Annotated in this window: 23 protein-coding genes and 1 pseudogene; 10 read left to right on the top strand and 14 right to left on the bottom strand. The window is 65.2% G+C overall.

Annotated features, from left to right (window positions below):
• Positions 1–73: 73 nt before the first annotated feature.
• From G6N42_RS12955 to G6N42_RS12925, 7 genes and pseudogenes are all read right to left on the bottom strand, one after another.
• Positions 74–817: an acyl-CoA dehydrogenase family protein gene (locus G6N42_RS12955; protein WP_174262250.1), complete on the bottom strand. Its 744-nt coding sequence runs from the start codon at positions 815–817 to the stop codon at positions 74–76.
• A gap of 68 nt (positions 818–885) precedes the next feature.
• Positions 886–2,025, bottom strand: a complete 1,140-nt coding sequence (locus G6N42_RS12950; protein WP_163729956.1) for an acyl-CoA dehydrogenase family protein — start codon at positions 2,023–2,025, stop codon at positions 886–888.
• A 362-nt stretch (positions 2,026–2,387) separates the two neighbouring features.
• Positions 2,388–2,828 (bottom strand): annotated as a pseudogene (locus G6N42_RS12945) (nuclear transport factor 2 family protein); the annotation flags it as partial.
• On the bottom strand, positions 2,812–4,041 hold the full coding sequence (locus tag G6N42_RS12940; protein WP_163729955.1) for a metal-dependent hydrolase family protein: 1,230 nt from the start codon (positions 4,039–4,041) through the stop codon (positions 2,812–2,814). The gene G6N42_RS12940 and the pseudogene G6N42_RS12945, both read right to left, overlap by 17 nt.
• 34 nt (positions 4,042–4,075) lie before the next feature.
• A complete protein-coding gene (locus tag G6N42_RS12935; protein WP_163729954.1) occupies positions 4,076–4,405 on the bottom strand; it encodes a hypothetical protein in 330 nt (109 codons plus the stop codon).
• On the bottom strand, positions 4,398–5,729 hold the full coding sequence (locus G6N42_RS12930) for an aromatic ring-hydroxylating oxygenase subunit alpha (protein ID WP_163729953.1): 1,332 nt from the start codon (positions 5,727–5,729) through the stop codon (positions 4,398–4,400). The genes G6N42_RS12935 and G6N42_RS12930 overlap by 8 nt, the downstream gene beginning before the upstream one ends.
• Before the next feature lie 22 nt (positions 5,730–5,751).
• A complete protein-coding gene (locus G6N42_RS12925) occupies positions 5,752–6,279 on the bottom strand; it encodes a carboxymuconolactone decarboxylase family protein (RefSeq protein ID WP_163729952.1) in 528 nt (175 codons plus the stop codon).
• A 261-nt stretch (positions 6,280–6,540) separates the two neighbouring features.
• Between G6N42_RS12925 and G6N42_RS12920 the strand changes: the two genes are divergently transcribed.
• The 7 genes from G6N42_RS12920 (at position 6,541) to G6N42_RS12890 (ending at position 14,183) form a co-directional block, all read left to right on the top strand.
• Complete coding sequence (locus G6N42_RS12920; RefSeq protein ID WP_163729951.1) at positions 6,541–7,836, top strand: amidohydrolase family protein; 1,296 nt, start codon at positions 6,541–6,543, stop codon at positions 7,834–7,836.
• 94 nt (positions 7,837–7,930) lie between these two features.
• The gene (locus tag G6N42_RS12915; RefSeq protein ID WP_163737424.1) at positions 7,931–9,097 is read left to right on the top strand and encodes an acyl-CoA dehydrogenase family protein; all 1,167 of its coding nucleotides are present in this window, start codon (positions 7,931–7,933) and stop codon (positions 9,095–9,097) included.
• Positions 9,098–9,859, top strand: a complete 762-nt coding sequence (locus tag G6N42_RS12910; protein ID WP_163729950.1) for an SDR family NAD(P)-dependent oxidoreductase — start codon at positions 9,098–9,100, stop codon at positions 9,857–9,859.
• Between the two features lie 4 nt (positions 9,860–9,863).
• Entirely contained in the window at positions 9,864–11,078 is a 1,215-nt protein-coding gene (locus G6N42_RS12905) for a CaiB/BaiF CoA transferase family protein (RefSeq protein WP_163729949.1), read from the top strand.
• Positions 11,075–11,872, top strand: coding sequence for an enoyl-CoA hydratase/isomerase family protein (locus G6N42_RS12900; protein ID WP_163729948.1), 798 nt, complete (start codon positions 11,075–11,077; stop codon positions 11,870–11,872). The genes G6N42_RS12905 and G6N42_RS12900 overlap by 4 nt, the downstream gene beginning before the upstream one ends.
• A gap of 4 nt (positions 11,873–11,876) precedes the next feature.
• Positions 11,877–13,022 (top strand): thiolase family protein, encoded by a 1,146-nt coding sequence (locus G6N42_RS12895; RefSeq protein ID WP_163729947.1) that lies wholly within the window; start codon positions 11,877–11,879, stop codon positions 13,020–13,022.
• 12 nt (positions 13,023–13,034) lie between these two features.
• The gene (locus G6N42_RS12890) at positions 13,035–14,183 is read left to right on the top strand and encodes an acyl-CoA dehydrogenase family protein (protein ID WP_163729946.1); all 1,149 of its coding nucleotides are present in this window, start codon (positions 13,035–13,037) and stop codon (positions 14,181–14,183) included.
• A gap of 6 nt (positions 14,184–14,189) precedes the next feature.
• On the opposite strand, the gene G6N42_RS12885 is transcribed toward G6N42_RS12890, so the two are convergent.
• A complete protein-coding gene (locus G6N42_RS12885) occupies positions 14,190–15,029 on the bottom strand; it encodes a mycofactocin-coupled SDR family oxidoreductase (RefSeq protein WP_163729945.1) in 840 nt (279 codons plus the stop codon).
• Between the two features lie 170 nt (positions 15,030–15,199).
• On the bottom strand, positions 15,200–15,865 hold the full coding sequence (locus tag G6N42_RS12880) for a TetR/AcrR family transcriptional regulator (protein WP_163729944.1): 666 nt from the start codon (positions 15,863–15,865) through the stop codon (positions 15,200–15,202).
• Positions 15,866–15,937: 72 nt separating this feature from the next.
• On the opposite strand from G6N42_RS12880, the gene G6N42_RS12875 reads away from it, so the two are divergent.
• From G6N42_RS12875 to G6N42_RS12865, 3 genes are all read left to right on the top strand, one after another.
• Positions 15,938–17,233: a cytochrome P450 gene (locus tag G6N42_RS12875; protein ID WP_163729943.1), complete on the top strand. Its 1,296-nt coding sequence runs from the start codon at positions 15,938–15,940 to the stop codon at positions 17,231–17,233.
• A gap of 105 nt (positions 17,234–17,338) precedes the next feature.
• Positions 17,339–17,947: a TetR/AcrR family transcriptional regulator gene (locus G6N42_RS12870; RefSeq protein ID WP_163729942.1), complete on the top strand. Its 609-nt coding sequence runs from the start codon at positions 17,339–17,341 to the stop codon at positions 17,945–17,947.
• The gene (locus G6N42_RS12865) at positions 17,944–18,447 is read left to right on the top strand and encodes a hypothetical protein (RefSeq protein WP_163729941.1); all 504 of its coding nucleotides are present in this window, start codon (positions 17,944–17,946) and stop codon (positions 18,445–18,447) included. Before G6N42_RS12870 ends, G6N42_RS12865 begins: the two co-directional genes overlap by 4 nt.
• Before the next feature lie 54 nt (positions 18,448–18,501).
• Here the strand turns inward: G6N42_RS12865 and G6N42_RS12860 are convergent, their stop codons facing one another.
• Genes G6N42_RS12860 through G6N42_RS12840 form a run of 5 tightly spaced genes read right to left on the bottom strand, consistent with a single transcriptional unit; the run spans position 18,502 to position 23,469 of the window.
• Positions 18,502–19,467: an NADPH:quinone oxidoreductase family protein gene (locus tag G6N42_RS12860; protein ID WP_163729940.1), complete on the bottom strand. Its 966-nt coding sequence runs from the start codon at positions 19,465–19,467 to the stop codon at positions 18,502–18,504.
• The gene (locus G6N42_RS12855; protein WP_434059618.1) at positions 19,464–20,447 is read right to left on the bottom strand and encodes a phosphotransferase family protein; all 984 of its coding nucleotides are present in this window, start codon (positions 20,445–20,447) and stop codon (positions 19,464–19,466) included. Before G6N42_RS12855 ends, G6N42_RS12860 begins: the two co-directional genes overlap by 4 nt.
• A 38-nt stretch (positions 20,448–20,485) precedes the next feature.
• Entirely contained in the window at positions 20,486–21,787 is a 1,302-nt protein-coding gene (locus G6N42_RS12850; protein ID WP_163729938.1) for an acyl-CoA dehydrogenase family protein, read from the bottom strand.
• Positions 21,788–21,811: 24 nt separating this feature from the next.
• Entirely contained in the window at positions 21,812–22,816 is a 1,005-nt protein-coding gene (locus G6N42_RS12845; protein WP_163729937.1) for a zinc-dependent alcohol dehydrogenase, read from the bottom strand.
• Entirely contained in the window at positions 22,813–23,469 is a 657-nt protein-coding gene (locus G6N42_RS12840) for a TetR/AcrR family transcriptional regulator (protein ID WP_174262068.1), read from the bottom strand. Before G6N42_RS12840 ends, G6N42_RS12845 begins: the two co-directional genes overlap by 4 nt.
• Positions 23,470–23,516: the final 47 nt, after the last annotated feature.

Below are 23,516 nucleotides of genomic sequence, written 5' to 3'. Positions count from 1 at the left end.
AACGCGGCGTGTCTACGTACAGACGCGGTCGCTCGCGACGCCGTGTGAGCCCGGACGAGACAAGGGGGGGTCGTTAGAGGTGGGCGAGACGGGGGACCGAGCCGCGGGCGCGCAGTCCCGCTCCGGCCCTGCGCGTGAGTTCTCTTGAGCTGCCGAGCAACCCGTCGAGAACTAACGTACGTTCGATGTGGTGGTGCAGCTCGTGTTCGGCGGTGAAGCCGATGCCGGCCAGCACCTGCTGGCAGTGTTTGGCCGCGGTGAGCGCTGCCTTGCCCGCGGCCGCCTTGGCCAGCAGCGCGGTCAGGTCGGGGTTGTCGTCGCCGGGTAGCGTCAGCGCCGCCTCGGCTCCTTCGATCGCCACGAGTGTTTCGGCGAGGCGGTGCCGGATCGCCTGGAACGACGCGATCGGCCGACCGAATTGGACACGGTCCAGCGCATGCTGGCGGGCGAGGGTCAGCATCGCCCTGGCGCAACCCGCCAGCCACCAGCCGACCGCGCGTCGCGCGTCGGGCAGTCGAGGATGCCCGCCCTCTTCGACCCGGCGCAGTGGCAACCCGCCCAGGGCCGAACTCTCGTCGGCGCAGGCGTAGTCCCACACCACCCAGCCGCCGCCCGCGTAGGGAAGCGCAGGGTTCGAGCCCTCGTCGGGGCTCGAGGCGAGCAATACGACGTCGTTGAGAACCGAAGCGTGCGAGCCTGTTTCGCCCAACAGCCGGAACACGAGCGGGATTGCCACCTCGGACATGTCGGACAGCATCTCGGACCAGCCGAGCTCAGCCAGTGCCGCATCCAGTTCGGTGCCGGAGGTCGACAGCATCGTCTTGCGCAGGCCGTCTTCGAGCAGTTCCAGTGATTGGGCGTCCCATTCCGATGGTCCGGCCACGATCACTCCTTCCCGAGGTCGAGCAGTCGGCGGGCGATGATGTTGCGCTGAACTTCGGCGGTGCCGCCGTAGATCGTGGCGGCCCGCGAATACAAGTACTCGGTGCGCCACTCGGTGTCGTCCAGCTCGATGACACTCGGGAGCAGGTCGTGCGCAGAGTCGTAGAGCCGCTGTTCGGCGCCGGCGAGTAAGACCTTGTCGATCGACGTGTCCGGGCCGAGCTTATTGCCGTCGGCCAACCGGAGCTGGGTGGCCCGCGAGCGGCAGCGCAACATGTGCAGAGCCAGATATGTCTCGCCCAGCTCCGAGTCCACCGACTGGCCGAGGCTCTTCACCTCGCCAACCAGTGCGTCGAACCGCGAGTACAGGTAGGCGATGCGCTGCCAGAAGCATGTCGAGCGCTCGTAGGGAAGCAGGTCCATCGCGAGTTGCCAACCGTCGCCGGGGTTTCCGAGCATGCGGTCGGCAGGCACCACCACGTCGTCGAAATACACCTCGCAGAATTCGTCGACGCCGTGCATCGTGCGCAGGGGGCGGACATCCACGCCGGGACTGTCCATGTCGACGAAGAAGGCGGTGATGCCCGAATGCCCGGGTCCTGTTCGGGTGAGAAGCACGCAACGCTTGGCGTACTGCGCGAAGCTCGTCCACACTTTCTGGCCGTTGATCACCCAATCCCCGGTCGAGCCGCGCTGTTCGGCGCGCGTGGCAAGCGATGCGAGATCACTACCCGAGCCGGGCTCGGAGAAGCCCTGGCACCAGGTCTCCTGGCCGGACAGCAGCCGAGGCACCATCTCGGCGGCGAGTTCGGGGCGCGCGTAATCGATCATCGTCGGAGTCAGTACTTCGAGCATCGAGTACGGTCCTGGATCGTCGAGCCGACGGCCGACCACCTCTTCGCCGACGATCGCGCGCAGGATCATCGGGCCACCGAGGCCGCCTGCGGATTCGGGCCAGCCCCAGCGCATCCAGCCGGCGTCGTAAAGCTCCTTCAGCACGCGGGCGTGCTGCGCCTGATGAGCGTCGAGCGAGGGGTCGCCGGGCGGGGGAGTCAGGTCATGGCTATCCAGCCATGCGACCAGTTGTGACCGGAACTCGGCGACTGTCTCGAACTCGGTGCCAGCCGTCAGGTCGCTGGTCATCCGGCCTCCGGAGCCGCCCCGGCGGCGACATCGGCCTCCGGAGCCGCCCCGGCGGCGACATCGGCCTCCGGAGCCGCCCCGGCGGCGACATCGGCCTCCGGAGCCGCCCCGGCGGCGACATCGGCCTCCGGAGCCGCCCCGGCGGCGACATCGGCCTCCGGAGCCGCCCCGGCGGCGACATCGGCCTCCGGAGCCGCCCCGGCGGCGACATCGGCCTCCGGAGCCGCCCCGGCGGCGACATCGGCCTCCGGAGCCGCCCCGGCGGCGACATCGGGCTCCGGAGCCGCCCCGGCGGCGACATCGGGCTCCGGAGCCGCCCCGGCGGCGACATCGGGCTCCGGAGCCGCCTCGGCGGCGACATCGGCCTCCGGCCGGCCGATCGCGTGCGGGCGTCCGGAGTCGTGCTCTCCGCTGCGCCGGATGAAGGTCATGGCACGAGTCTTGAGCCGCCAGCCGTCGTCGGTGCGCACGTAGGTGTCCTTGTAGTAGCCGATTCGCATGTCGTGCTTGGAGTGCTCGATGAAGCACAGCGGCTGTGTTCCGGTGGCGGCGTCCGGGTTGTCGGGGTCGAGGTCGATCAGCGCGGTACCCGTCATGAACAGGCCCTTCGGGGCCGCATCGACCAGCTCGGGAAAGCGGGCAAGCGTGTAGGTCGAGCCGAACGCACTGTAGGTGCCGTCGGGGGTGAAAACAGAGATCAGCCCCTCGATGTCGCCTTGGGTGATGGTCACGGCGTATTTGGCGAGCGTCTGCTGGATCTCGACCAGATCCTCGATCCGCTGTTGACTAGGTGACACTGTCATGTCGGTAGACCTTACCGCCCTTCATTACAAAGCTGACGTCTCGTGTAACGCCGATATCGGCGAGCGGATCGCCGGGCACGGCGATGATGTCCGCGAGATACCCCTCGGCGATGCGGCCGAGGTCCGGTTTGTCGATCAGGTCGGCGGCGACGACCGTGGCCGCGCGGAGCACCGCCGCCGGCGGCATGCCCCAGTCCACGAGGGTGACGAGTTCATCGGCATTCTTGCCGTGCGGGATCGCCGGGGCGTCGGTGCCGACGGCAATCTTCACCCCGGCCTCGTACGCTGCCTTGATCGACGTGCGCGCCTTCGGGAACATCTCGGCGGCCTTGTCCTGCAACTCTTTCGGAGCCCTCGACACGTCCATCGCTTCGGCCAGCCTGCGGGTGGTGACCAGGAACCGGTCGTTGTCCACCAACATCTGGATGGCTTCGTCGTCCATCAGGAAACCGTGCTCGATGCAGTCGATACCGCATGCCACGGCGTGTTTGACCGCCTCCGCGCCGTGGGTATGCGCGGCCACCTTCAGCCCGCGCCGGTGTGCCTCGTCGACGATGGCTCGCAGCTCCTCGTCCGAATAGTGTTGTGCGCCAGCTTCTCCGGTCAGCGACATCACTCCACCGGATACGCACACCTTGATCAGCTGGGCGCCGTGCTTGATCTGATAGCGCACGGCCTTGCGGATCTCGTCGACACCGTTGGCGATGCCCTCCTCGACCGTCAGCTCGAGCGCGCCGGGCATGAACGCCGCGAACATCGTCGGGTCGAGGTGGCCGCCGGTCGGTGTGATGGCGTGACCGGCGGGCACGATGCGAGGGCCCTCGATCCATCCGGCGTCGATGGCCTTGCCGAGTGACACGTCAAGCAGGTATCCGCCTGTCTTGACGAACAATCCGAGGTTGCGCACCGTGGTGAACCCCGCACGTAGCGTGCGCCGGGCGTTGCCGACCGCGCGTAGCACCCGGATCGCCGGATCGTCCTGCACCTGGGACAGGCCGGGGGTTTCGCCCCGCCCGCCCATCAGGAGGTTGACCTCCATGTCCATCAGGCCGGGCAGCAGGATGGCATCACCGAGATCGATGACCTGATCGTCGGGACCCTGAGATCCTTCGCCTAGGCCGACGATCCGACCGTCGTCGATGCGGACGATTGCCGGCCGGACGATCTCGCCGGCGTCGACGTCAACAAGACCCGCTGCCTTGAGGGTCAGCATCGATGAGCCGCTTGCGCGAAGAGCGTTGGCACAGCTAGACCACCGGCTCCTTGATGAGATTGATGTAGGCGGCGCCGCTGTCGAGTACCCGGGGCTGTTTCCACACCTCGATGGGAAAGCTCACCATCACGATCGACTGGCCGAGGTGCACCAGAGCCTTCGCGTCCTCCGGCATTCCCTTGAGCGGGAAGCGGGCGTCGACGTAGACCATGATGTCCTCGAGCCTAGCCATGCCCGCGTCGTAGAGTTCCTGCATCTCCTCCATCGAGGAGTTCAGCCGCTTCTGATAGCGCTCTTCCTCGGTCGGCAGGCACCAGTCGCTGAACCGCTCGAGATCCGCGAATTCCTCTGGAAGCTTAGACATTTGCAGTGTCCTTCTCCTCTGAAGCGGCGTGCTTGCCGTTCGAACCGTTGCTATTCAGGCCGGCCTTGTACCGGTCGACGTACTTGTGCGCGGTGTGGTGCAGGTGGCGCAGCAGGACTTCCTGGTCGCACAGCGGGAAGTCGAGAACGGCGCGGGTGCCGATCTGTGTCTGCGTGGCTTCCAGCGTATTGGCGTCCTGGAACGCGTACTCCTTGAACGTCACCGCGGCCAGTTCCTGGGAGAGCCGTTCGCGCAGGTTCTTCGGGGGCACGAAGTACAGGTCGGCCTCGAAGATGTGGGTGTCCACACCGGTGGGCCAGTAGTTGTACGTCAGATACCAACCCGGCACCCAGAACAGCAGGGTGAAGTTCGGGAAGAACTCGAACGAGTCCTGGCCCCAAGTCTTGTGGCGGCCCGGGTTGATCGCCGGCGGCAACTCGTCGGGCAGGATGCCCTTGATGGCGGGCCGGTCCCACGGCCCGAACAGTCCACTGTGCAGGATTCGCTCGATGGGCTTGACCATGTTCAGGTCCTTGGGCGGGCTCATGCCACCCCAGGACGAGATCATCGAGTGATCGCCCTTGATGTCGTAGTGCAGCGCCTCGAAGCCGAACTTGGCCAGTTTCTCGGCTTCCTCCTTCTCCGCCTGCTTCATGTGCAGGATCGGCGCGTGGTAGAACTCGACGAACGCGTCGATGAAGAGCTTCCAGTTCGACTTGATCTCCGCGCGGTAGCTGTAGTGCTCGGTCATCTCGTGGAAGGGATAACCCTTGAGACCCTGGCCGAACTCGCCCAGATACTCCTCGAGCGAGACCGCGTCGTCGTCGAAGTTGACGAAGATGAAGCCCTCCCACACCTCGCAGCGCACCGGCTTGAGCGGGTAGTCGGCCTTGTCGATGTCGAAGAACTCCTGCTCCTGCTGGATGAAGGTCAGGTCGCCCTTGAGGTTGTAGCGCCAGGCGTGGTACTTGCAGACGAACTGGCGGCAGGTGCCGGAGACCTCTTCGCCGGGATAGTCGTTCCACACCAGCTTGTTGCCGCGGTGGCGGCACATGTTGTAGAAAGCGCGGATCTGGTCGCCGTCGTTGACGATGACGATCGACGTACCCGCTCCGACCGACGGCAGCTCACGGGTGATGTAGCTGCCCTTCTTGGGAATCAGCTCGATGCGACCCATTTGCAGCCAGGTCTTGCGGAAGATGGCCTGCTGCTCCAGCTTCCACTGCTCCGGATCGATCGAGTCCTCGTAGTTGACCGGTGCGGTGCCGAGCTCGGGCCAGTTCTCGGTCCAGCTGCCGACGTCGGGCTTCTTGAAAAATGCCACGGTTTGTCTACCTCTCTGCGTGCTATTCGGAGTCGGGTTCCACGCCAAACGTGTTGATGGCCATGGCGAGTGCGCCATAGCAGCCGATCGTGAAGACGAGGTCCATGCGTTGACGTTCGTCGAGGTGTTCCGAGAGCGTCGCCCATGTGGCATCGGCGATCTCCGACTTGTCCTCGAGTTCGTCGACTGCCGCAAGGACCGCCCGGTCGAGTTCGTCGACGGCCTCGCCGCGCTGGATGCCTTCGATGACGTCATCGGACAGGCCGGCCTCACCGCCCATGCGAACGTGGTGGCGCCACTCGTACTCGCAAGCGCGGCGATGCGCGACGCGCAACACCGCGAGCTCGCGCAGCCGGTCGGGCAGTGGCGAGCTGAACATCAAGTGGTTGTTGAAGCGAAGGAAGGACCTGGTCAGCTTGGGGTGGCGGACGAGCGTTGCGAGCAGATTGCCCGCCGCCTCCGGATTGCGGCGCTCAGGAGGCAGCATGCCGGACAAGGCGTGGTCGACGGCGTCATCCCACTGGTCCGCGGGGAGCGGGGGCACACGCACCGGGCGCTTCCTCTCGTTCACGAGAATCAGGTTCTCATATTTCGCCAATAGATTTCCACCTTTCCGGCCGATGGTCAATGCCGTCGCCTGGATGTGCGGGTCGGTGGCCTGCCACTTACAGTCCAACGGTGCTGCTGGAAGGCTATGCGGGTCGTTTCGGACATTGATTCTCGTCGCAAGAGAAGCTAGTTTCCTCAGATAGAGAACCTGACTGGGTAACTAGTGTGGGTGCTATCACAGATTTCGACGGAGGGAACAGGCGTGAACAAAGAAGACATGATTCTGATCAGCGTTGATGATCACATCGTCGAGCCGCCGGATATGTTCAGGAATCATCTGCAGAAGAAGTATCTGGATGAGGCGCCGCGGTTGGTGCATAACCCCGATGGTTCTGATACCTGGCAGTTCCGCGACATCGTGATCCCCAACGTGGCGCTCAACGCGGTCGCGGGCCGCCCGAAGGAGGAGTACGGCCTGGAGCCCCAAGGACTGGATGAGATCCGGCCGGGCTGTTACCAGGTCGACGAGCGGGTCAAGGACATGAACGCCGGGGGCATCTTGGGCTCGATGTGTTTCCCGTCGTTTCCCGGGTTCGCGGGCCGGTTGTTCGCCACCGAGGATCACGAGTTCTCCCTGGCGCTGGTGCAGGCCTACAACGACTGGCATGTCGAGGAGTGGTGCGGGGCCTATCCGGCCCGGTTCATCCCGATGACGCTGCCGGTGATCTGGGACGCCGAAGCGTGCGCCAAGGAGATTCGGCGCAACGCCAAGCGTGGGGTGCACTCGTTGACGTTCACCGAGAACCCCTCGGCCATGGGATACCCCAGCTTTCATGATTTCGATTACTGGAAGCCGATGTGGGATGCACTCGTCGACACCGACACCGTGCTCAACGTGCACATCGGGTCCTCGGGGCGGTTGGCCATCACCGCCCCCGACGCCCCGATGGATGTGATGATCACCCTGCAGCCGATGAACATCGTGCAGGCCGCCGCGGATCTGTTGTGGAGCCGGCCGATCAAGGAATACCCCGATTTGAAGATCGCCTTGAGTGAGGGCGGCACCGGCTGGATTCCGTATTTCCTGGAGCGTGCTGATCGCACCTATGAGATGCATTCGACGTGGACGGGTCAGGACTTCGGCACCCAGAAGCCTTCGGAGGTGTTCCGCGATCACTTCCTGACCTGTTTCATCTCCGATCACGTCGGGGTGCAGCTGCGCAACGACGTCGGCATCGACAACATCTGCTGGGAAGCCGACTACCCACACAGCGATTCGATGTGGCCCGGGGCCCCTGAGCAACTCGACGAGGTTCTCAAAGAGCACCACGTCCCCGATGTCGAGATCAACAAGATGACCTACGAGAACGCCATGCGCTGGTATCACTGGGATCCCTTCACCCACATCACCAAGGAACAGGCCACCGTGGGTGCGCTGCGCAAAGCCGCCGAAGGCCACGACGTCACCATCCAAGCGCTGTCAAAGAAGGAGAAGACGGGCGCGAACTTCGCCGACTTCGCCGCCAACGCCAAGGAATTGACCGGCAACAAGGACTGAGTCCCACTGCGATTTCGGCGTGCCTGGAAACGCTCAGCGGGACCGAGCGCGCCGAAATCGCTATGCACGAAGAGGAGAACACGTGTCTGGGGGCATGAGTTTCGAGCTGACCGAAGATCAGCAGATCATCCGCAAGTCCGTCGCGGAGCTGTGCAGCAGGTTCGACGACGAATACTGGATGAAAAAGGACCTGGCGCACGAATTTCCGCAGGAGTTCTACGACGCGATCGCCTCCGGCGGCTGGTTGGGCATGACCATCCCCGAGGAGTACGGCGGCCATGGGCTGGGCATCACCGAGGCGACCCTGCTGCTGGAGGAGGTGGCACGGTCCGGCGCGGCGATGAACGGTGCCAGCGCCATCCACCTCACGATTTTCGGGATGCAGCCTGTCGTCAAGCACGGCTCCGACGAACTCAAGGCCGCCACCCTGCCCCGCATCGTCAACGGCGATCTGCACGTGTGCTTCGGTGTCACCGAACCCGGTGCGGGACTGGACACGTCGCGCATCACCACGTTCGCCAAACGCGAGGGCGACAAGTACCGCATCAATGGGCGCAAGGTGTGGATCTCGAAGGCGCAGGAATCGGAGAAGATCCTGCTGCTCACCCGCACCACGCCCTTCGACGAGGTCACCAAGAAGACCGACGGTATGACCTTGTTCCTGACCAATCTGGATCCCGACCACGTCGACATCCGCCCGATCAAGAAGATGGGCCGAAATGCGGTCAGCTCCAATGAGGTATTCATCGACGACCTCGTCGTCGGTGTCGAGGACCGTGTCGGTGAGGAAGGCAAGGGGTTCAAGTACATCCTCGACGGGCTCAACCCTGAACGAATGCTGATCGCCGCCGAGGCCTTGGGCATCGGCCGCGTCGCGCTGGAGAAGGCCGTGAAGTACGGCAACGAGCGCGTCGTCTTCGAGCGCCCGATCGGCATGAACCAGGGCCTGCAGTTCCCGCTCGCCGACTCGTTGGCACGCCTGGACGCCGCCGAGTTGGTGCTGCGCAAGGCGGCGTGGTTGTACGACAACGGCAAGCCGTGCGGGCGTGAGGCGAACACCGCCAAATACCTCTGTGCCGACGCCGGATTCGGTGCCGCCGACCGGGCTCTGCAATTGCATGGCGGCATGGGGTACTCCGAGGAGTACCACGTATCGCGGTACTTCCGTGAGTCGCGGCTGATGAAGATCGCGCCGGTCAGCCAGGAGATGATCCTGAACTTCCTCGGCGAACACGTACTCGGCATGCCAAGGAGCTACTGAATGGGTTACTTCGACCTGACCGGCCGTGCCGCACTGGTCACCGGTGCCGGCGCAGGCGGCGGCATCGGAGCGGCGGTTGCCGCGGCGCTCGCCGATGCGGGCGCGGCCGTCCTGGTGACCGATCTCGATGCGGACGCGGCATCGGCTGTGGCCGAAAGAATCCGCGCCAACGGCGGTAAGGCTGACTCGTGCGCGCTGGACGTGAGTGACCGCGAGGCGGCCGATGCGGCCGCCGCGCAGGCCGCCGGGCTCGGCGGGGGGGCGCTGCACATCCTGGTCAACAACGCCGGTGTCACGTCGCCCGCGATGTTTCCCAAGCTGACGGACGAGACGTTCCGATTGACGTTCGACATTCACGTCATGGGCACATTCCACTGCACCCAGGCCGCACTGCCGCACATCCCGACCGACGGCACCGGCCGCGTCATCAATGTGACGTCGGCGGCGGGGCTGACCGGAACGCTCGGCCAGGTCAACTATTCGGCGGCGAAGGCCGGCCTCATCGGTTTCACGAAATCACTTGCCCGCGAGCTGGCCCCGAAGAACATCATGGTGAACGCCCTTGCACCGCTCGCCGCGACACCGATGACGGAGACCATCCGGACCAACGAGAAGTTCGCGGCCAACATGATGAACCGCATTCCGCTCAAGCGCTGGGCCGAACCGTCTGAGATCGCGGGCGCCTTCGTGTTCATGGCGTCCGACGCCGCGTCCTACATCACGGGTCAGGTGTTGCCGGTCGACGGCGGCATGGTGATGTAGGTACATGAATGCACCGCTGGCGGGCGTGACCGTCGTTGCGATGGAGCAGGCGGTCGCCGCCCCGATGTGTACTCGTGTGCTCGCCGACTTCGGTGCACGCGTGATCAAGGTGGAGAACCCCAACGGGGGTGACTTCGCCCGCGCTTACGACGATGTCGTCAACGGGCCGGGAGGTCTTGCCGCGCACTTCGTGTGGTGCAACCGGGGCAAGGAATCCGTCACCCTGAACACGAAATCGCCGCAGGGTTTGGACCTCCTGCACCGACTTCTTGACGGCGCCGACGCGTTCGTCTCCAACCTTGCGCCGGGATCCACCGCACGGATGGGCATCTCGGCCGCCGACCTGGCGCAGCGCCACCCCAACGTCATCCCTGTCGAAATCGACGGCTACGGACCGGGTGGTCCCATCTCGCACAAGCGCGCGTACGACCTTCTGGTGCAAGCTGAATCCGGGTCGTGTGCCATCACGGGCTATCCCGGGATGCCCGCCAAGCCCGGGCCCGCAATCGCTGACTTCACGACTGGCCTCTATGCCGCGATCTCGATTCTGGCGCTGTTGTTCGCGCGCGGAAAGCGACCCGATGGCGCCACCGCCCCGTCGGTCGAACTCAGCCTGTTCGACGTCATGACCGATGTCATGGGCTACGCGCTGACCTACACGCAGCATTCAGGCATTGACCAGGAGCCACTCGGCGTCGGATCTCCCGCGGTCGCGCCGTATGGCGCGTTTCCGACCCGCGACGGCCAGACCGTCGTGCTCGGCACGACCAACGACCGCGAGTGGCAACGCGTTGCACGCGAGATCATCGACCGGCCCGATCTCGCCGACGATCCGCGCTTCGCGACCAATCCGGGGCGCTGCGAGCACCGGGCCATCCTCGACGAGGCCATCGGATCATGGTGTGCCCAGCATGATCTCGCCGATATTCAGAAGACGGCCGACACCGCGGGTATCGGCAACTCGCGCTACAACCTGCCGAGCGAAGTCGTCGTGCATCCCCAATTGGCCGCCCGGGACCGCTGGCGCAACGTGGGTACCTCGGCGGGCGATATCCAGGCGCTGCGGCCGCCGCCGGTGATCAGTGGATTCGAACAGTCGATGGGTGCGGTGCCGGGGCTGGGTGAGCACACGGACAGCGTCCTGAGTGAGATGGGTTTGACCGCAGACGATCTCAGCCGGCTTCGCGCCGAAGGCGTGATCGGGCCCGCGTACTCATGACCCCAGAACAGGTTCTGCTCACCGAAGACCGCGACGGCGTGCGGACGCTCACGCTGAACCGGCCAGACCGGAAGAACGCCATCAATCCCCAGCTGTGGGAGGAGTTGGCCGACGCGCTGCGCGCCGCCGCACGGGACACCGAGTTGCGGACACTGGTGATCACCGGGGCGGCCAGGGCGTTCTGCTCAGGTGCGGACATCGGCACCGCGGAGGACATTCATCCCCGGCACAAACTGCGCAGGCTCAGCGAGGTTGCGCTGGCGCTGCACGAACTGACCGTCCCCACCGTCGCGAAGGTGAACGGCGTGGCCGTTGGCGCGGGCTGGAATCTCGCCCTCGGATGTGACTTCGTGGTGGCGACGCCCGAGTCGCGCTTCTGCCAGATCTTCTCCAAGCGTGGCCTGTCGGTCGACCTAGGCGGGTCATGGCTGTTGCCCAAGCTGGTGGGGCTGCAACAGGCCAAGCGGCTGGTGCTACTGGCCGACATGATCGACGCCGAAGAGGCGCGATCCCTCGGATTGGTCACCTGGATCAAGGCGGCCGACGAGATCGACGCCTTCGTCGACGACCTGGCGGCTCGCCTCGCCGCGGGCCCGCCCGTCGCACTGGCGCAGAGCAAGGCCCTGCTCAATGACGGAGCCGCGGTGACGTTGCGTGAGGCGCTGGCAAATGAGGCCCGCGCGCAACAGGGCAACTTCGCCACAGCAGACTCAACGGAGGCGTACGCGGCATTCGCGCAGAAGCGTGAGGCGGCGTTCACTGGTCGATGGGCCGTGCCGCCCAGATCGGAGTAACAAGATGCGTGAAACCGTGATCGTCGAGGCGGTGCGTACCCCCGTCGGCAAGCGCAACGGGGGACTGTCGGATATGCATGCGGCGGACCTGTCCGCCATCGTGCTGAACGCGCTCGTGGAGCGGGCGGGCATCGATCCCGACATCGTCGACGACGTGGTGTGGGGTTGCGTATCGCAGGTCGGTGACCAGTCGAGCAACATCGGGCGCTACTCGGTGCTGGCGGCGGGCTGGCCGGTGCACATTCCGGGCACGACCGTCAACCGTGCCTGCGGGTCGAGCCAGCAGGCGCTCGACTTCGCCGTGCAGGCCGTCATGTCCGGCCAGCAGGACGTCGTCGTGGCAGGTGGTGTCGAGGTGATGAGCCGGGTCCCGCTGGGGTCGGCACGGGCGAGCGGCATGCCGTATGGCCCGAAAGTGCTTGAGCGCTATGGCGACTTCTCGTTCAACCAGGGCATCTCGGCGGAGTTGATCTCGCAGAAGTGGGGCTTCTCGCGAACCCGGCTCGACGAGTACTCGGTGCGCTCACACGAGCTGGCCGCAGCCGCCCAGGACAACGGGGCGTTCGAAACGCAGATCATGCCGGTGTTCACCGACGGCGAGCCCGTCGTGGCAGACGAGGGTGTGCGGCGGGGGAGCACCGTCGAGAAGCTCGCCGGGCTCAAGCCCGCCTTCAAGGAGGACGGCGTCATCCACGCGGGTAACTCGTCGCAGATCTCCGACGGGGCCGCCGCGCTGCTGATCATGACCGCGGAGAACGCCGTCACGATGGGGCTGCGACCGATCGCGCGGTACCGCGCCGGCGCGGTCACCGGGGCGGATCCCGTGCTGATGCTGACCGGTCCGATCCCCGCGACCGAGAAGGTTCTGCACAAGGCGGGTATCGGCATCGACGAGGTCGGCGTGTTCGAGGTGAACGAGGCCTTCGCGCCGGTGCCCCTGGCCTGGCTGGCCGAGACCGGTGCCGACGAGGCGAAGCTCAACCCGCTCGGCGGCGCCATCGCACTCGGCCACCCACTGGGCGCGTCGGGCGCGGTGTTGATGACCCGCATGCTCAATCACATGCGGGACAACGGTATTCGCTTCGGTCTGCAGACCATGTGCGAGGGCGGCGGCACAGCCAACGCCACCCTTGTAGAACTCATCGCCTAGGGAGGACGCTGCGTGCGTAGAGATCTTTTCACCGAAGACCACGAGGCTTTCCGCGAGCTCGCGCGCGACTTCGTCGAGAAGGAGGTGGTTCCGCACTATCCCGAGTGGGAGAAGGGCGGACGCATGCCGCGCGAGGTGTTCAAGCAGATGGGGTCGCTGGGTCTGCTGGGTACAGCCATTCCCGAGGAGTACGGCGGCGGCGGTCAACCCGATTATCGCTACTTCGTCGTGATGCAGGAGGAGGCGGCCCGGGCGCTGGTGACCCTGTCGACGGTACGCACCCAACTCGAGGTGATCCTGCCGTACTTCCTGCACTACGCGAACGAGGAGCAGCGCAAGCGCTGGTTCCCCGGGCTGGCCGCAGGCGAACTGCTGACCGCCGTCGCGATGACCGAGCCGGGCACCGGATCCGATCTGGCGGGTATGCGAACCACCGCGGCACGCGATGGTGACGACTGGATCATCAACGGCGCCAAGACATTCATCACCGGAGGTATGCAGGCCGACCTGGTGATCGTGGTCGCCCGCACCGCGACGGATCCGGACAACCGTCGGAAGGGGCTGACGCTGTTCGTCGTCGAGGACGGCATGCCCGGCTTCACCCGCGGCCGCGAGCTGGAGAAGATGGGCTGCAAAGTGCAGGACACCGCCGAGTTGTCCTTCGTCGACGTACGCGTACCCGCCGCCAACATGCTGGGCGAGGAGGGCGAGGCCTTCGGCTATCTCGGCCACAACCTGCCGCAGGAGCGGCTCACCGTCGCGGTGGGATCGGTGTCGCAGGCGCGGTCGGCCATTGCCGCGGCGATCGACTACACCAAGAGCCGCAAGGCGTTCGGTACGCCGGTCGCGTCGTTTCAGAACACAAAGTTCGAGTTGGCCGCCTGCTCGACCGAGGTCGAGGCCGCGCAGGCCATGCTCGACCGGGCGATCACGCTGCACGTCGAAGGGGAGCTGGCGCCCGCCGACGCGGCGCGGGTGAAGCTGTTCTGCACCGAGATGCAGCAGCGGGTCATCGACAGGTGCCTGCAGCTGTTCGGCGGATACGGCTACATGATGGAGTATCCGATCGCCCGGCTGTACACCGATGCGCGCGTGGCCCGGATCTACGCAGGCACCAGCGAGGTCATGAAGGTGATGATCGCCAAGTCGCTGGGTCTGTGAAATCGCTTATTTCAGCATGCTGCCGGCATCGACCGTGACTGGAAGACCCGTGATGTAGCGCGATTCGTCGGACGCAAGGAAGAGCACGGCATTGCTGACATCGATGGACTCCACCCAGCCGACAGGCAGTACGTGCATGAACTGCGCGGCGACGGCGAGGTCGTCGGGCCCCGGGTTCTCGAGGTCAGGGCGGAACAGCCTCATCGTGCCCTCGTTCATGAAGAGCGGCGTGTTCACGTTGGTGGGGCACACGGCGTTGACCCGGATCGAGTGCTGTCCCAGCTCGACGGCGAAGGTCCGCATCAGCCCGATGACACCGTGCTTCGCGGCGATGTAGTGGCCGGTGTGCGCATACGGCTTCAGGCCGCCCACTGAACTGGTGAGGATGATCGACCCGCCGCGGTTACCTGACAGCAGATGCGGCACAGCGGCTTTGACGGTCTTCCAGACGCCCGACAGGTTGACATCGATCATGTCGCGCCAATCGTCCTCGCTGGTCTTGTCGAGCGTGGCGCCACCGTTGCCGATGCCGGCGTTGGCGACGACGACGTCAAGTCGCCCGAGCTGTTCGACTCCGCTGTCCACGGCGGCCTTCAGGGCGTCGTAGTCACGTACGTCCACCTCAGCGGTGATGATGCGGCGATTCAGGTTCTTGACCAGATCGGCGGTCTCGGCCAGATCATCGGGAGTCGCCGCCGGGATGTCGGTTTGGCTGCTGATCCGCTTGCAGACGTCGACGGCGATGATGTCGGCGCCTTCCTCTGCGAGGCGCACGGCGTGGCTGCGGCCCTGGCCACGTGCCGCGCCGCTCACGAATGCCACCTTGCCCTCGACTCGCCCGCCCATGTCGTCACCTCGGTTCGCCGGACGCCGCCGAACGCAAAGGCTCAACCGCGTGTTGATCGATCGATCAGAATTGGTCGATCGATCAGGATCGTGACATCGATCCGCGCGCCCTGTCAACCAGTGCGGCCAAAGGCGGCGCGGCGAAGGCGCTACGGCGCTTCGAGTGGCGCCTAGGGACCGGCAGGAGTCGACTCGGTCGCCGTTGGTGAATCGGTCAGCAGATCCAGTTGGCGTTCCATGAACGCCCGCATCGCGTCGTGCCCGAGGGTGACGTCGACCGCGCTTTCGTTGCACAGACTGCGGGCGATCTGCGCGATGAGCATCGAGATCACGACCGGCGGATACTCATCGAGGTCGACCCCCCGAGCGCGTAGGGCAACGGTTACCGCGGCGGTTTCGATGTCGCGCACCCGCTCCGCGTAAGCCTTCAATTCTGTGCGAATCATCTTGCGATGGTTGGCAAGCGCCATGAATTCCGTGTTCAGCCCGGTCCTTCTGGTATCCCCGTTGATCAGCCACAGCGTGCGCAACGGGTCATCGTCGGTGAGCGAGGCGCGCATGCTCTGCAGCGAAGTCTCGGCGCCTGCGCGCAGGACTTCGACGAACAGATCGTCCATTGTCGGGAAGTAGTAATAGACCAACGCCTGCTTGACGCCGGCCTCCGCCGCCACCCGCCGCGAGGTGGCGGCGGCATAACCTTCGTCATGCATGATCTTGGCGGTCGCCTCGATCAGACGCTCGCGCGCTCCTGTCTCGGCGGACGCATTCCGAGTCGAACGCGTGGCGCTGGTGACCGCTCGATTGCTTGACCGCCCAGCGGCCCGCGTGGTAGGCATGGCGCATCCTAACAGTTTGGTCGATCGACCAAATTGGACGCGGAGACGATCCATGACGAAAGAACGGCATCGATGACCGACCTCGCATCAGTGGACTACTTTTCCGACCCGGCGATCAGCCAGGATCCGTACGACTACTGGGACGCCCTACGCGCAGAGGGGCCGGTGTTTCGTGAACCTCACCACGGCGTCGTAGCCGTCACCGGGTATCAGGAAGTGCTGGCGGCATTCAGGGATCACGAGTCGTTTTCGGCGGTGAACGCGATCGGTGGGCCGTTTCCACCACTGCCGTTCGCGCCCAAGGGTGACGACATCACCGAACAGATAGAGGCGCACCGCCACCTCTTTCCGATTCACGAGCACATGGTGGTGATGGATCCACCAGCACATGAGCGAGCGCGGTCACTGCTGACCAAGCTGCTGACGCCGCGGCGCCTCAAGGAGAACGAAGACTTCATGTGGCGGCTGGTCGATAGCCAACTCGATCAGTTCGTGGACCCCGCGTCTTCGGCGGGCAGCTGCGAATTCCTGTCGGAGTATGCGAAACCCTTTGCCACGTCGGCGATCATCGATCTTCTAGGCGTACCGGAGCAGGACCGGCCGGAATTTCTCGCGGCGCTGGGCGCCGAGCAACCCGGGGGTAGTCGGGTCGGGGCTCTCGATGGTCGGCCGGTGGGGCTCGACCCGCTGCAGTATCTCGATGAAAAATTCGCCGGTTACCTCGCCGATCGCCGCCGCGAACCTCGCGATGACGTGTTGTCCGGCATGGCGACGGCCCGCTATCCCGACGGCTCCGTTCCGGACCTGATCGAGGTCGTCAAACCGGCGACCTTCCTGTTCGCCGCAGGCCAGGAGACCGTTACCAAGCTGCTCAGCACCGCGGTGCAGACGCTCGGAGACCACCCGGAGTACCAACAGATACTGCGGGAGAACCCGGAGCGCATCCCGGCGTTCATCGAGGAGGCACTGCGGATGCATTCGCCGACCAAGGTGGATTTCCGGCTCGTCCGCAGGACCACCACGCTCGGCGGTGTGCACTTGGCGGCGGGAACGATCGTGATGCTTTGCCTCGGCGCCGCCAACCGGGACCCGAACAAGTTCGAGGACCCGCACTCCTTCCGCCCGGACCGCAAGAATGTGCGGGAGCACATCGCATTCGGCCGCGGAATTCACACCTGCGCAGGCGCTCCGCTCGCTCGCGTCGAAGGAAAAATCACCGTTCATCGTCTGGTAGACCGGATGAGCGAGATCCGGATCAGCGAGGCCGCTCACGGGCCCGCCGGGGGTCGCCACTATGCCTACGACCCGACGTTCCTGCTGCGCGGCCTGACCGAGCTGCACATCGAATTCACGCCGCGCACCCCCTGACCTGCGATATGACCGGCGATCGGATCAAATTTCGTTGAGACCCTTGTCGCAGCGGAGAAACCTACCTACTGTGTGTTCACTAGGTTGGTTCGACGAAGGAGCCCCGTGACAGCCCCACGGCCCTATGCGAGCCTCCTCGCCAAAGGTGAGGATCGCAGGCAGCGGATACTCGCCGTCGCTGAGCGGTTGCTGGCGCGCAACGGCTGGCGGAACACCTCGTTGGCGCAGATCGCGAAGGAGGCCGGGGTGAGCCCGGCGGGTCTGCTGCACCACTTCGAGTCCAAGGAACAGCTGCTCAACGCGGTTCTCGATGCCCGTGACGCCGACGACGAGATCCATGCCGACTACCGCTCCGGCGATCTGATCACCGAACTCAGCCGCGTGCCCGAGCGATTCGACCGTGCCCCCGAGTTGGTCGGGACGTTCACGGTGCTGCTCGTCGAGAACATCGCACCGGATGCGCCGCTGCACGACCGGCTGCACCACAGGTACCGCGAAGCGGTGAGCATCATCGTCGATCTCATCAAACAAGGCCAAAGCGACGGCCGGTATCGCCCAGATTTCGACGCGGCCGGAAAGGCCGTCGAGATTCTCGCATTTATCAACGGAATGGAGACCCTATGGCTACTCGATCCCTCAATCCCGCTGGCCGAGGTGTTCAAGGGGTACGCGGAATCACTGGGTCGCGACTTCTCTCCGAGGAGCTCGATGTGAGGTACCGACTCGACGTCGTCGCCCCGACCGCGCTCGATGCGGTGCGCTGCGCCGGCGGCTGGATCTACGACCGCGTGATGGCCGGGTGGGACGTCACTGTGCTCATCGGGAGCGCGGACGATCTGCGGCCGCTGCACATCCTCGGCGCCCAGACGCTCGATCTGCAGGCAGTGCTCGACCAGTGGGAGGACCGGCCCCATCCGCAGACCGTCGCCGTCGCCGCCGATCTCTTCGACCGCGATCCGCGGGTGCTCCAGCATGTGCGCAATGCGCTCGAGCAGGGTGCCACCGAGGTGACGTTGTGGGGCGAGAGCCTGCCCGCCGAGTTGGACGGCAGCGTCGATTCCGCCCAGCATCACTTGAGTGCTGCCGCAAGGGCTTTCAAATCCCGTGCGCTCGCCGCCGCCAACGATCCCGGGGCGGACAGTGTCGCGTCGAGTGAGACGTTTCGATGCGGAATGATGGCCTCCGTCGCCGCGGACCTGGTCCCTGCCAGCTAGCGATTTGTGCACGTTTTGGTGCGCTCACCGCTCCAAAATGCACACAAATCGCGGTCAGGTGAGGTCGATCAGGATCTTGCCGATCGCGCGGCCCTCGGCGACGTGCTCGAGCGCCCGGACCGTCTCGGCGAGCGGATAGACCGCCCCGATGTGCGGGCGCACCGCGCCGCTCACCAGAAGTGCACGCAGCTCGTCCTCGTTACGGGCGAATTCGTCGGCGGGAACATCCTGGAACTGGAAGCCCAGGACGTGAACCCCCTTCACCAGAACAAGATTCAGCGGGATGCGGGGGATGTCACCGGAGGCGAAGCCCACGGTCACGAACCGTCCGCCTCGCCGCAGCGAGCGCAGAGCCGGCTCGGACAGGTCGCCGCCCACCGGATCGACGACCGCGTCGGCTCCACCGGGCAGGGCTTTACGCAGCAAGTCCCGCAACGCGCCTGAACGATGGTTGATCAGATGTCGCGCTCCGTAAGAAGCTGCGGCATCGAGCTTCTCGTCCGACGACGCCACGGCGGCTACTGACGCGCCGAGTTGCGTCGCGAGTTGAACCGCCGCAAGTCCGACGCCGCCGCCCGCGCCGAGCACGACAACCTGGTCGCCGGATTGCACCCGCGCCACCGATCGCAGCGTGTGATAAGCCGTGCGGTATGCGACGCCGAACGCCGCAGCGGTGCGGTCGTCGACACCGTCGGGGATCCGGGCCAGCCCGGCCGGATCGACGGTGACCTCCTCGGCGAACGCACCGAACATCCCGGTGCCGGTGACTCGGTCGCCGATCGCAAAATCGGTTGTTTCAGAACCGGTTTCGACGATCATGCCGGAGAACTCACTGCCGGGGACGAACGGGACGGGCACGGTGACCTGATACTGGCCAGCGATCAACAGCACGTCGGGGAAGTTGACCGCGGCGGCCGCAACACGGACGCGGACCTGTCCCGCCGCGACGGCCGGAGACGGTTGGTCGCCGATGCGGACCACGCCCGGCGGTCCGTACTGCGGGCAGACCGCGGCCCTCACCGGTAGTCGCTGGATTCCGCGAGGTCGGCCGCTGAACGCATCAACGACGTGATGACCGGTCCATACGCGAGCAGTTTCTCGTTGTCGCCCGCGCGCTGGAAACCCTGTTCCAGGACGATCGCGAGCTTCCACTTGGCCAGCACCAGGTAGTAGTCGAGATCGTCGACCTGACGCCCGGACACCTTCGCGTAGTGATCGATCACGGCGGTACGCGACGGCATGCCGCGCATGTCGACGTAGCTCATGGCCGACGGTTCATCGGTGTCCTCGGGCCAGCTCTGCACCATCCATCCCAGGTCGAGCTTCGGATCTCCGACCGTACCCATCTCCCAGTCGACGATTGCGGCCATTTGCGCCGGCGCGCCGTGCCGGTACATCACGTTGGCGAACTGATAGTCGCCGTGCATGAGGCCGGGGATGAAGTCCAGCGGGCGGTGGTTGCGCAGCCACCGCGTCGCGGCGTCGAGACCGTCGATCTCGCGGCCCTTGATCCGTTCGAAGAACGCGGTCCACCGGTCGACCTGGCGTTCGTGAAAACCGTCCGGGCGGCCAAGATCCTGCAGTCCCTTGGCTTTCCAGTCGACCTTCGACAACAGCGCGATTCCCTCGGCCAGCTGATACGACAGCCCGGGACGCGCTGCCATATCGCTGTCGAACGGCTCGGGCCACTTACCGTGCTGGTCCATCGGCGACCAGCCGTCGACGTATCCCATCAGATAGAAGGGTCGGCCGAGAATCGACGCGTCTGCGCAGACGCCTACGGCCGCGGTATGCGGTACGTCGGTGCCGTCGAGCGCCTCGATGATCCGCCATTCGCGCAGGATGCCTTTGTCCCGGTCCGGCGGGGCGCCCGTTGGAGGCATGCGAAGGACGCACACGTTCTCGCCTCGGCTGACCTTGTAGATGACGTTCTGCGTACCCCCGGAAAGGAAGTCGGCCTGCAGGGGTTCGCCCTTACCGGGGAGCTGCGCCCCGTCCATCCAGTCGGCGAGCCGCGCGGTGTCGATCTTCTCCTCGGTCACAGATTCCCGACCTCGTTTTCGAGATAGTCGGCGTACTTCGCCCGAGCCGCCTCGCGTTTGCGCGGCTCCCATTCGGTGGGCCAGGTGTCCTCGGTGGGCCGGTAGTCGCGCAGCACCTGCTTGGCCACCGTCGTCTTGTGCACCTCGGTGGGTCCGTCGGCCAGCCCCATCACCGCGGCACCGGTGACCATCCCGAGGAACGGCATCTCGTTGGTGACGCCAAGGGCGCCGTGCACTTGCATTGCCCGCCAAGCGATGTCGTGCAGCACCGTGGGCATCGCGACCTTGACCGCGGCGATGTCTTTGCGCACCTTCTTGTAGTCGTTGTATTTGTCGATCTCCCATGCGGTGTAGAGCACCATCAGCCGGAACTGCAGTAGCTGGGCATACGAGTCGGCGATGTAGCCCTGCACGAACTGCTTGTCCGACAGTCGGCTACCCTGCGTCTCGCGACTGAGCGCGCGTTCGCACATCATGTCCAACGCCCTCTGTGACATGCCGATGGTCCGCATCGCGTGGTGGATGCGCCCGCCACCGAGCCGCGTCTGTGCGATGACGAACGCCTGGCCCTCACCACCCAGCAGGGCCTCGGCGGGCACCCGGACGTTGTCGTAGTGGATCAATGCGTGTGATCCTTGGCCTTCGGGTTCGCCGTACAACCCGATGTTGCGGATGATGTTCACCCCCGGGGTGTCGGTAGGCACCAGGAACATCGACATCCCTTGGTGCGCACTGACGTCGGGATTCGTCACGACCATGACGATGAGAAACGAGGCCGTGCTGGCGTTGGAGGAGAAGAACTTGTGGCCGTTGATCACCCAGTCGTCACCGTCGCGTACCGCGGACGTCGTGAACAGGGTGGGATCGGCGCCGGCGTGCGGTTCGGTCATCGAGTAGCAGGAGAACAATTCGCCGCCCAGTAGCGGCATCAGGTACCGCTGCTTCTGCTCGTCGGTGCCGTAGTGCGCGATGATCTCGGCGTTGCCGGTGTCGGGCGCCTGGCAGCCGAACACGATCGGCGCCCATTGCGAGCGGCCGAGGATCTCGTTGAGCAGTGCCAGCTTCAGCTGCCCGTAACCTTGTCCGCCGAGTTCGGGTCCGAGGTGAGTGGCCCACAGCCCGCGTCGGCGCACCTCTTCCTTCAGGGGGTCGATCGCATCTCGCCGCTTGCCTTCCAGCGGTGTGAACTGCAGGTGCGGAAACGCGAGGTCCAGCGGTTCGATCTCCTCGCGGACGAACTCGTCGGCCCAATCCAGCACCTTCTGGTACTCGGGGTCGGTCTCGAAATCCCACGCCATGTGCGTACTCCTCTCAGTTGTAAGTCACTGGAAAACGACGACGACCTTGTCGGCCGCGCCGGGGGTGGACGCGATTCGCAGCGCCTCGTCGACATCCGCGAACGGGATTGTGTGGCTGACGATCACCGCGTACTTCTCCCAGTTCGCGACGATGTCGGAGGTGACTTCGAAGATCTCGTCCGGGTAGCCGATCGACCCGACGATGGTGATCTCGTTGCTCATGACGTTGAGGAAGTCGACGGCCACGGGCTCCTTGTGCACCGCGACGACGCACAGCCGCGCGCCCGTCTTGGCGGCGCCCAACGCCGCGCTGATCACCCGCGGCGCACCCGCGGCGTCGTAGTAGATGTCCGTACCCGCCTTGCCGGGAAACATCGACTCGCCGGCACCGTGCAGTTCGATGAGCCGTTTCGCGACGTCCTCCTCGGCGGAGTTGATCACGGCGTCGGCGCCGACGGCGAGGGCCTTCTCCAGTCGTGCGGGAATCAGGTCGGCAACCACGACGTGGCCGACGCCGATGGATTTGAAGCCGATGGTGGCGCCCAATCCGATCGGTCCCGCACCAAAGATCACGACCTTGTCGGACGGTTTCGGTTGGCACCGGTTGACGCCGTGGCGGGCCACCGCCATTGGTTCGTTGAGTGCGGCCACCTCGAAGGGAATGTGATCGGGAACGACCTCGACGCTCGTGCCGCGGACGGCGTCCTCGATGAGCAGGTGCTCGGCGAGCGCACCGAATTTGCCACCGTTGCCGATGATTCCACTCGGCGCGATCATCGGGTTGACGACCACGTGGTCGCCGATTGTGAAACCGGTGACCGCACTTCCGATCTCGACGACCTCGCCGGCTGGTTCGTGGCCCAGTGGCATGTGTCCCTTGCCGAAGCCTCCCATCGAGATGTACAGGCTGTCGGATCCGCAGATTCCGCAGGCCCGCATCTTGATCAGGACGTCGTTTGGTCCGACCGTCGGCTTCGGCACGTCGATCACCTGGGTTTCGTTCGGCCCGGTGATCACCGTCGCCTTCATCGTCGCGCCTTGAGGTTGAACCCGGCGACCAGTGCGGCGATATCGGTGGTGACCACCTCGGAGAAGGACTTGTCGCCGAAACCTCCCGACGCCCAATGGCGCACGCCCTCGCTGACGTGCATCCCGGCGAGGTGCGACAGGTGCTTCACGTCGACATGGGCCGCAAGCTTGCCATCGGTTTGAGCCTTGACGAACAGTTCGCCGAACATGTCGGCATCGGTGTCGCTGCGCTCGTCGCCGGACAGTATCCGGTGCTCGTGGCGGTACCCCTCGAGAATGGTCTCGACGATCAGGTCGCGCGGGTTGCGGGCCATCGACCGTTCGAGGCTGCGCAACGCCTCGGCGATCACGTGCTCGATCTCATAGTCGGTGTCGAGCATCGCGTGCACCTTCTTCTGTGCCGCCCGCGTCGACAAGAGGCCGACTTCGAACAACACATCCTCTTTGGCGGGGAAATAGAAGTAGAACAGGGCGCGGGAGACGCCGGCGGCCCGGCAGATGTCGGCGACAGTGGTCTGGGCGTATCCGTTGGTGCGCCACAGTGCCATGGCCGCCTGCACCAGGCTGCGCTTCGTTTCGTGCGACCGCGCACGCTGGAAAGACGCTCGCCGCTGACCACTGTCAGCACCGTTGGCCACGACAGATTTGGGCACAGCCGCACTGTAACAGCTAAATTGGGGCTTGCATATAGTTGACGTTT

Source organism: Mycobacterium gallinarum (assembly GCF_010726765.1).
GTDB classification, from domain to species: Bacteria; Actinomycetota; Actinomycetes; order Mycobacteriales; family Mycobacteriaceae; genus Mycobacterium; species Mycobacterium gallinarum.
The sequence above is the reverse complement of the archived record's forward strand: the minus strand, read 5'-3'. Positions and strand labels throughout refer to the sequence as shown.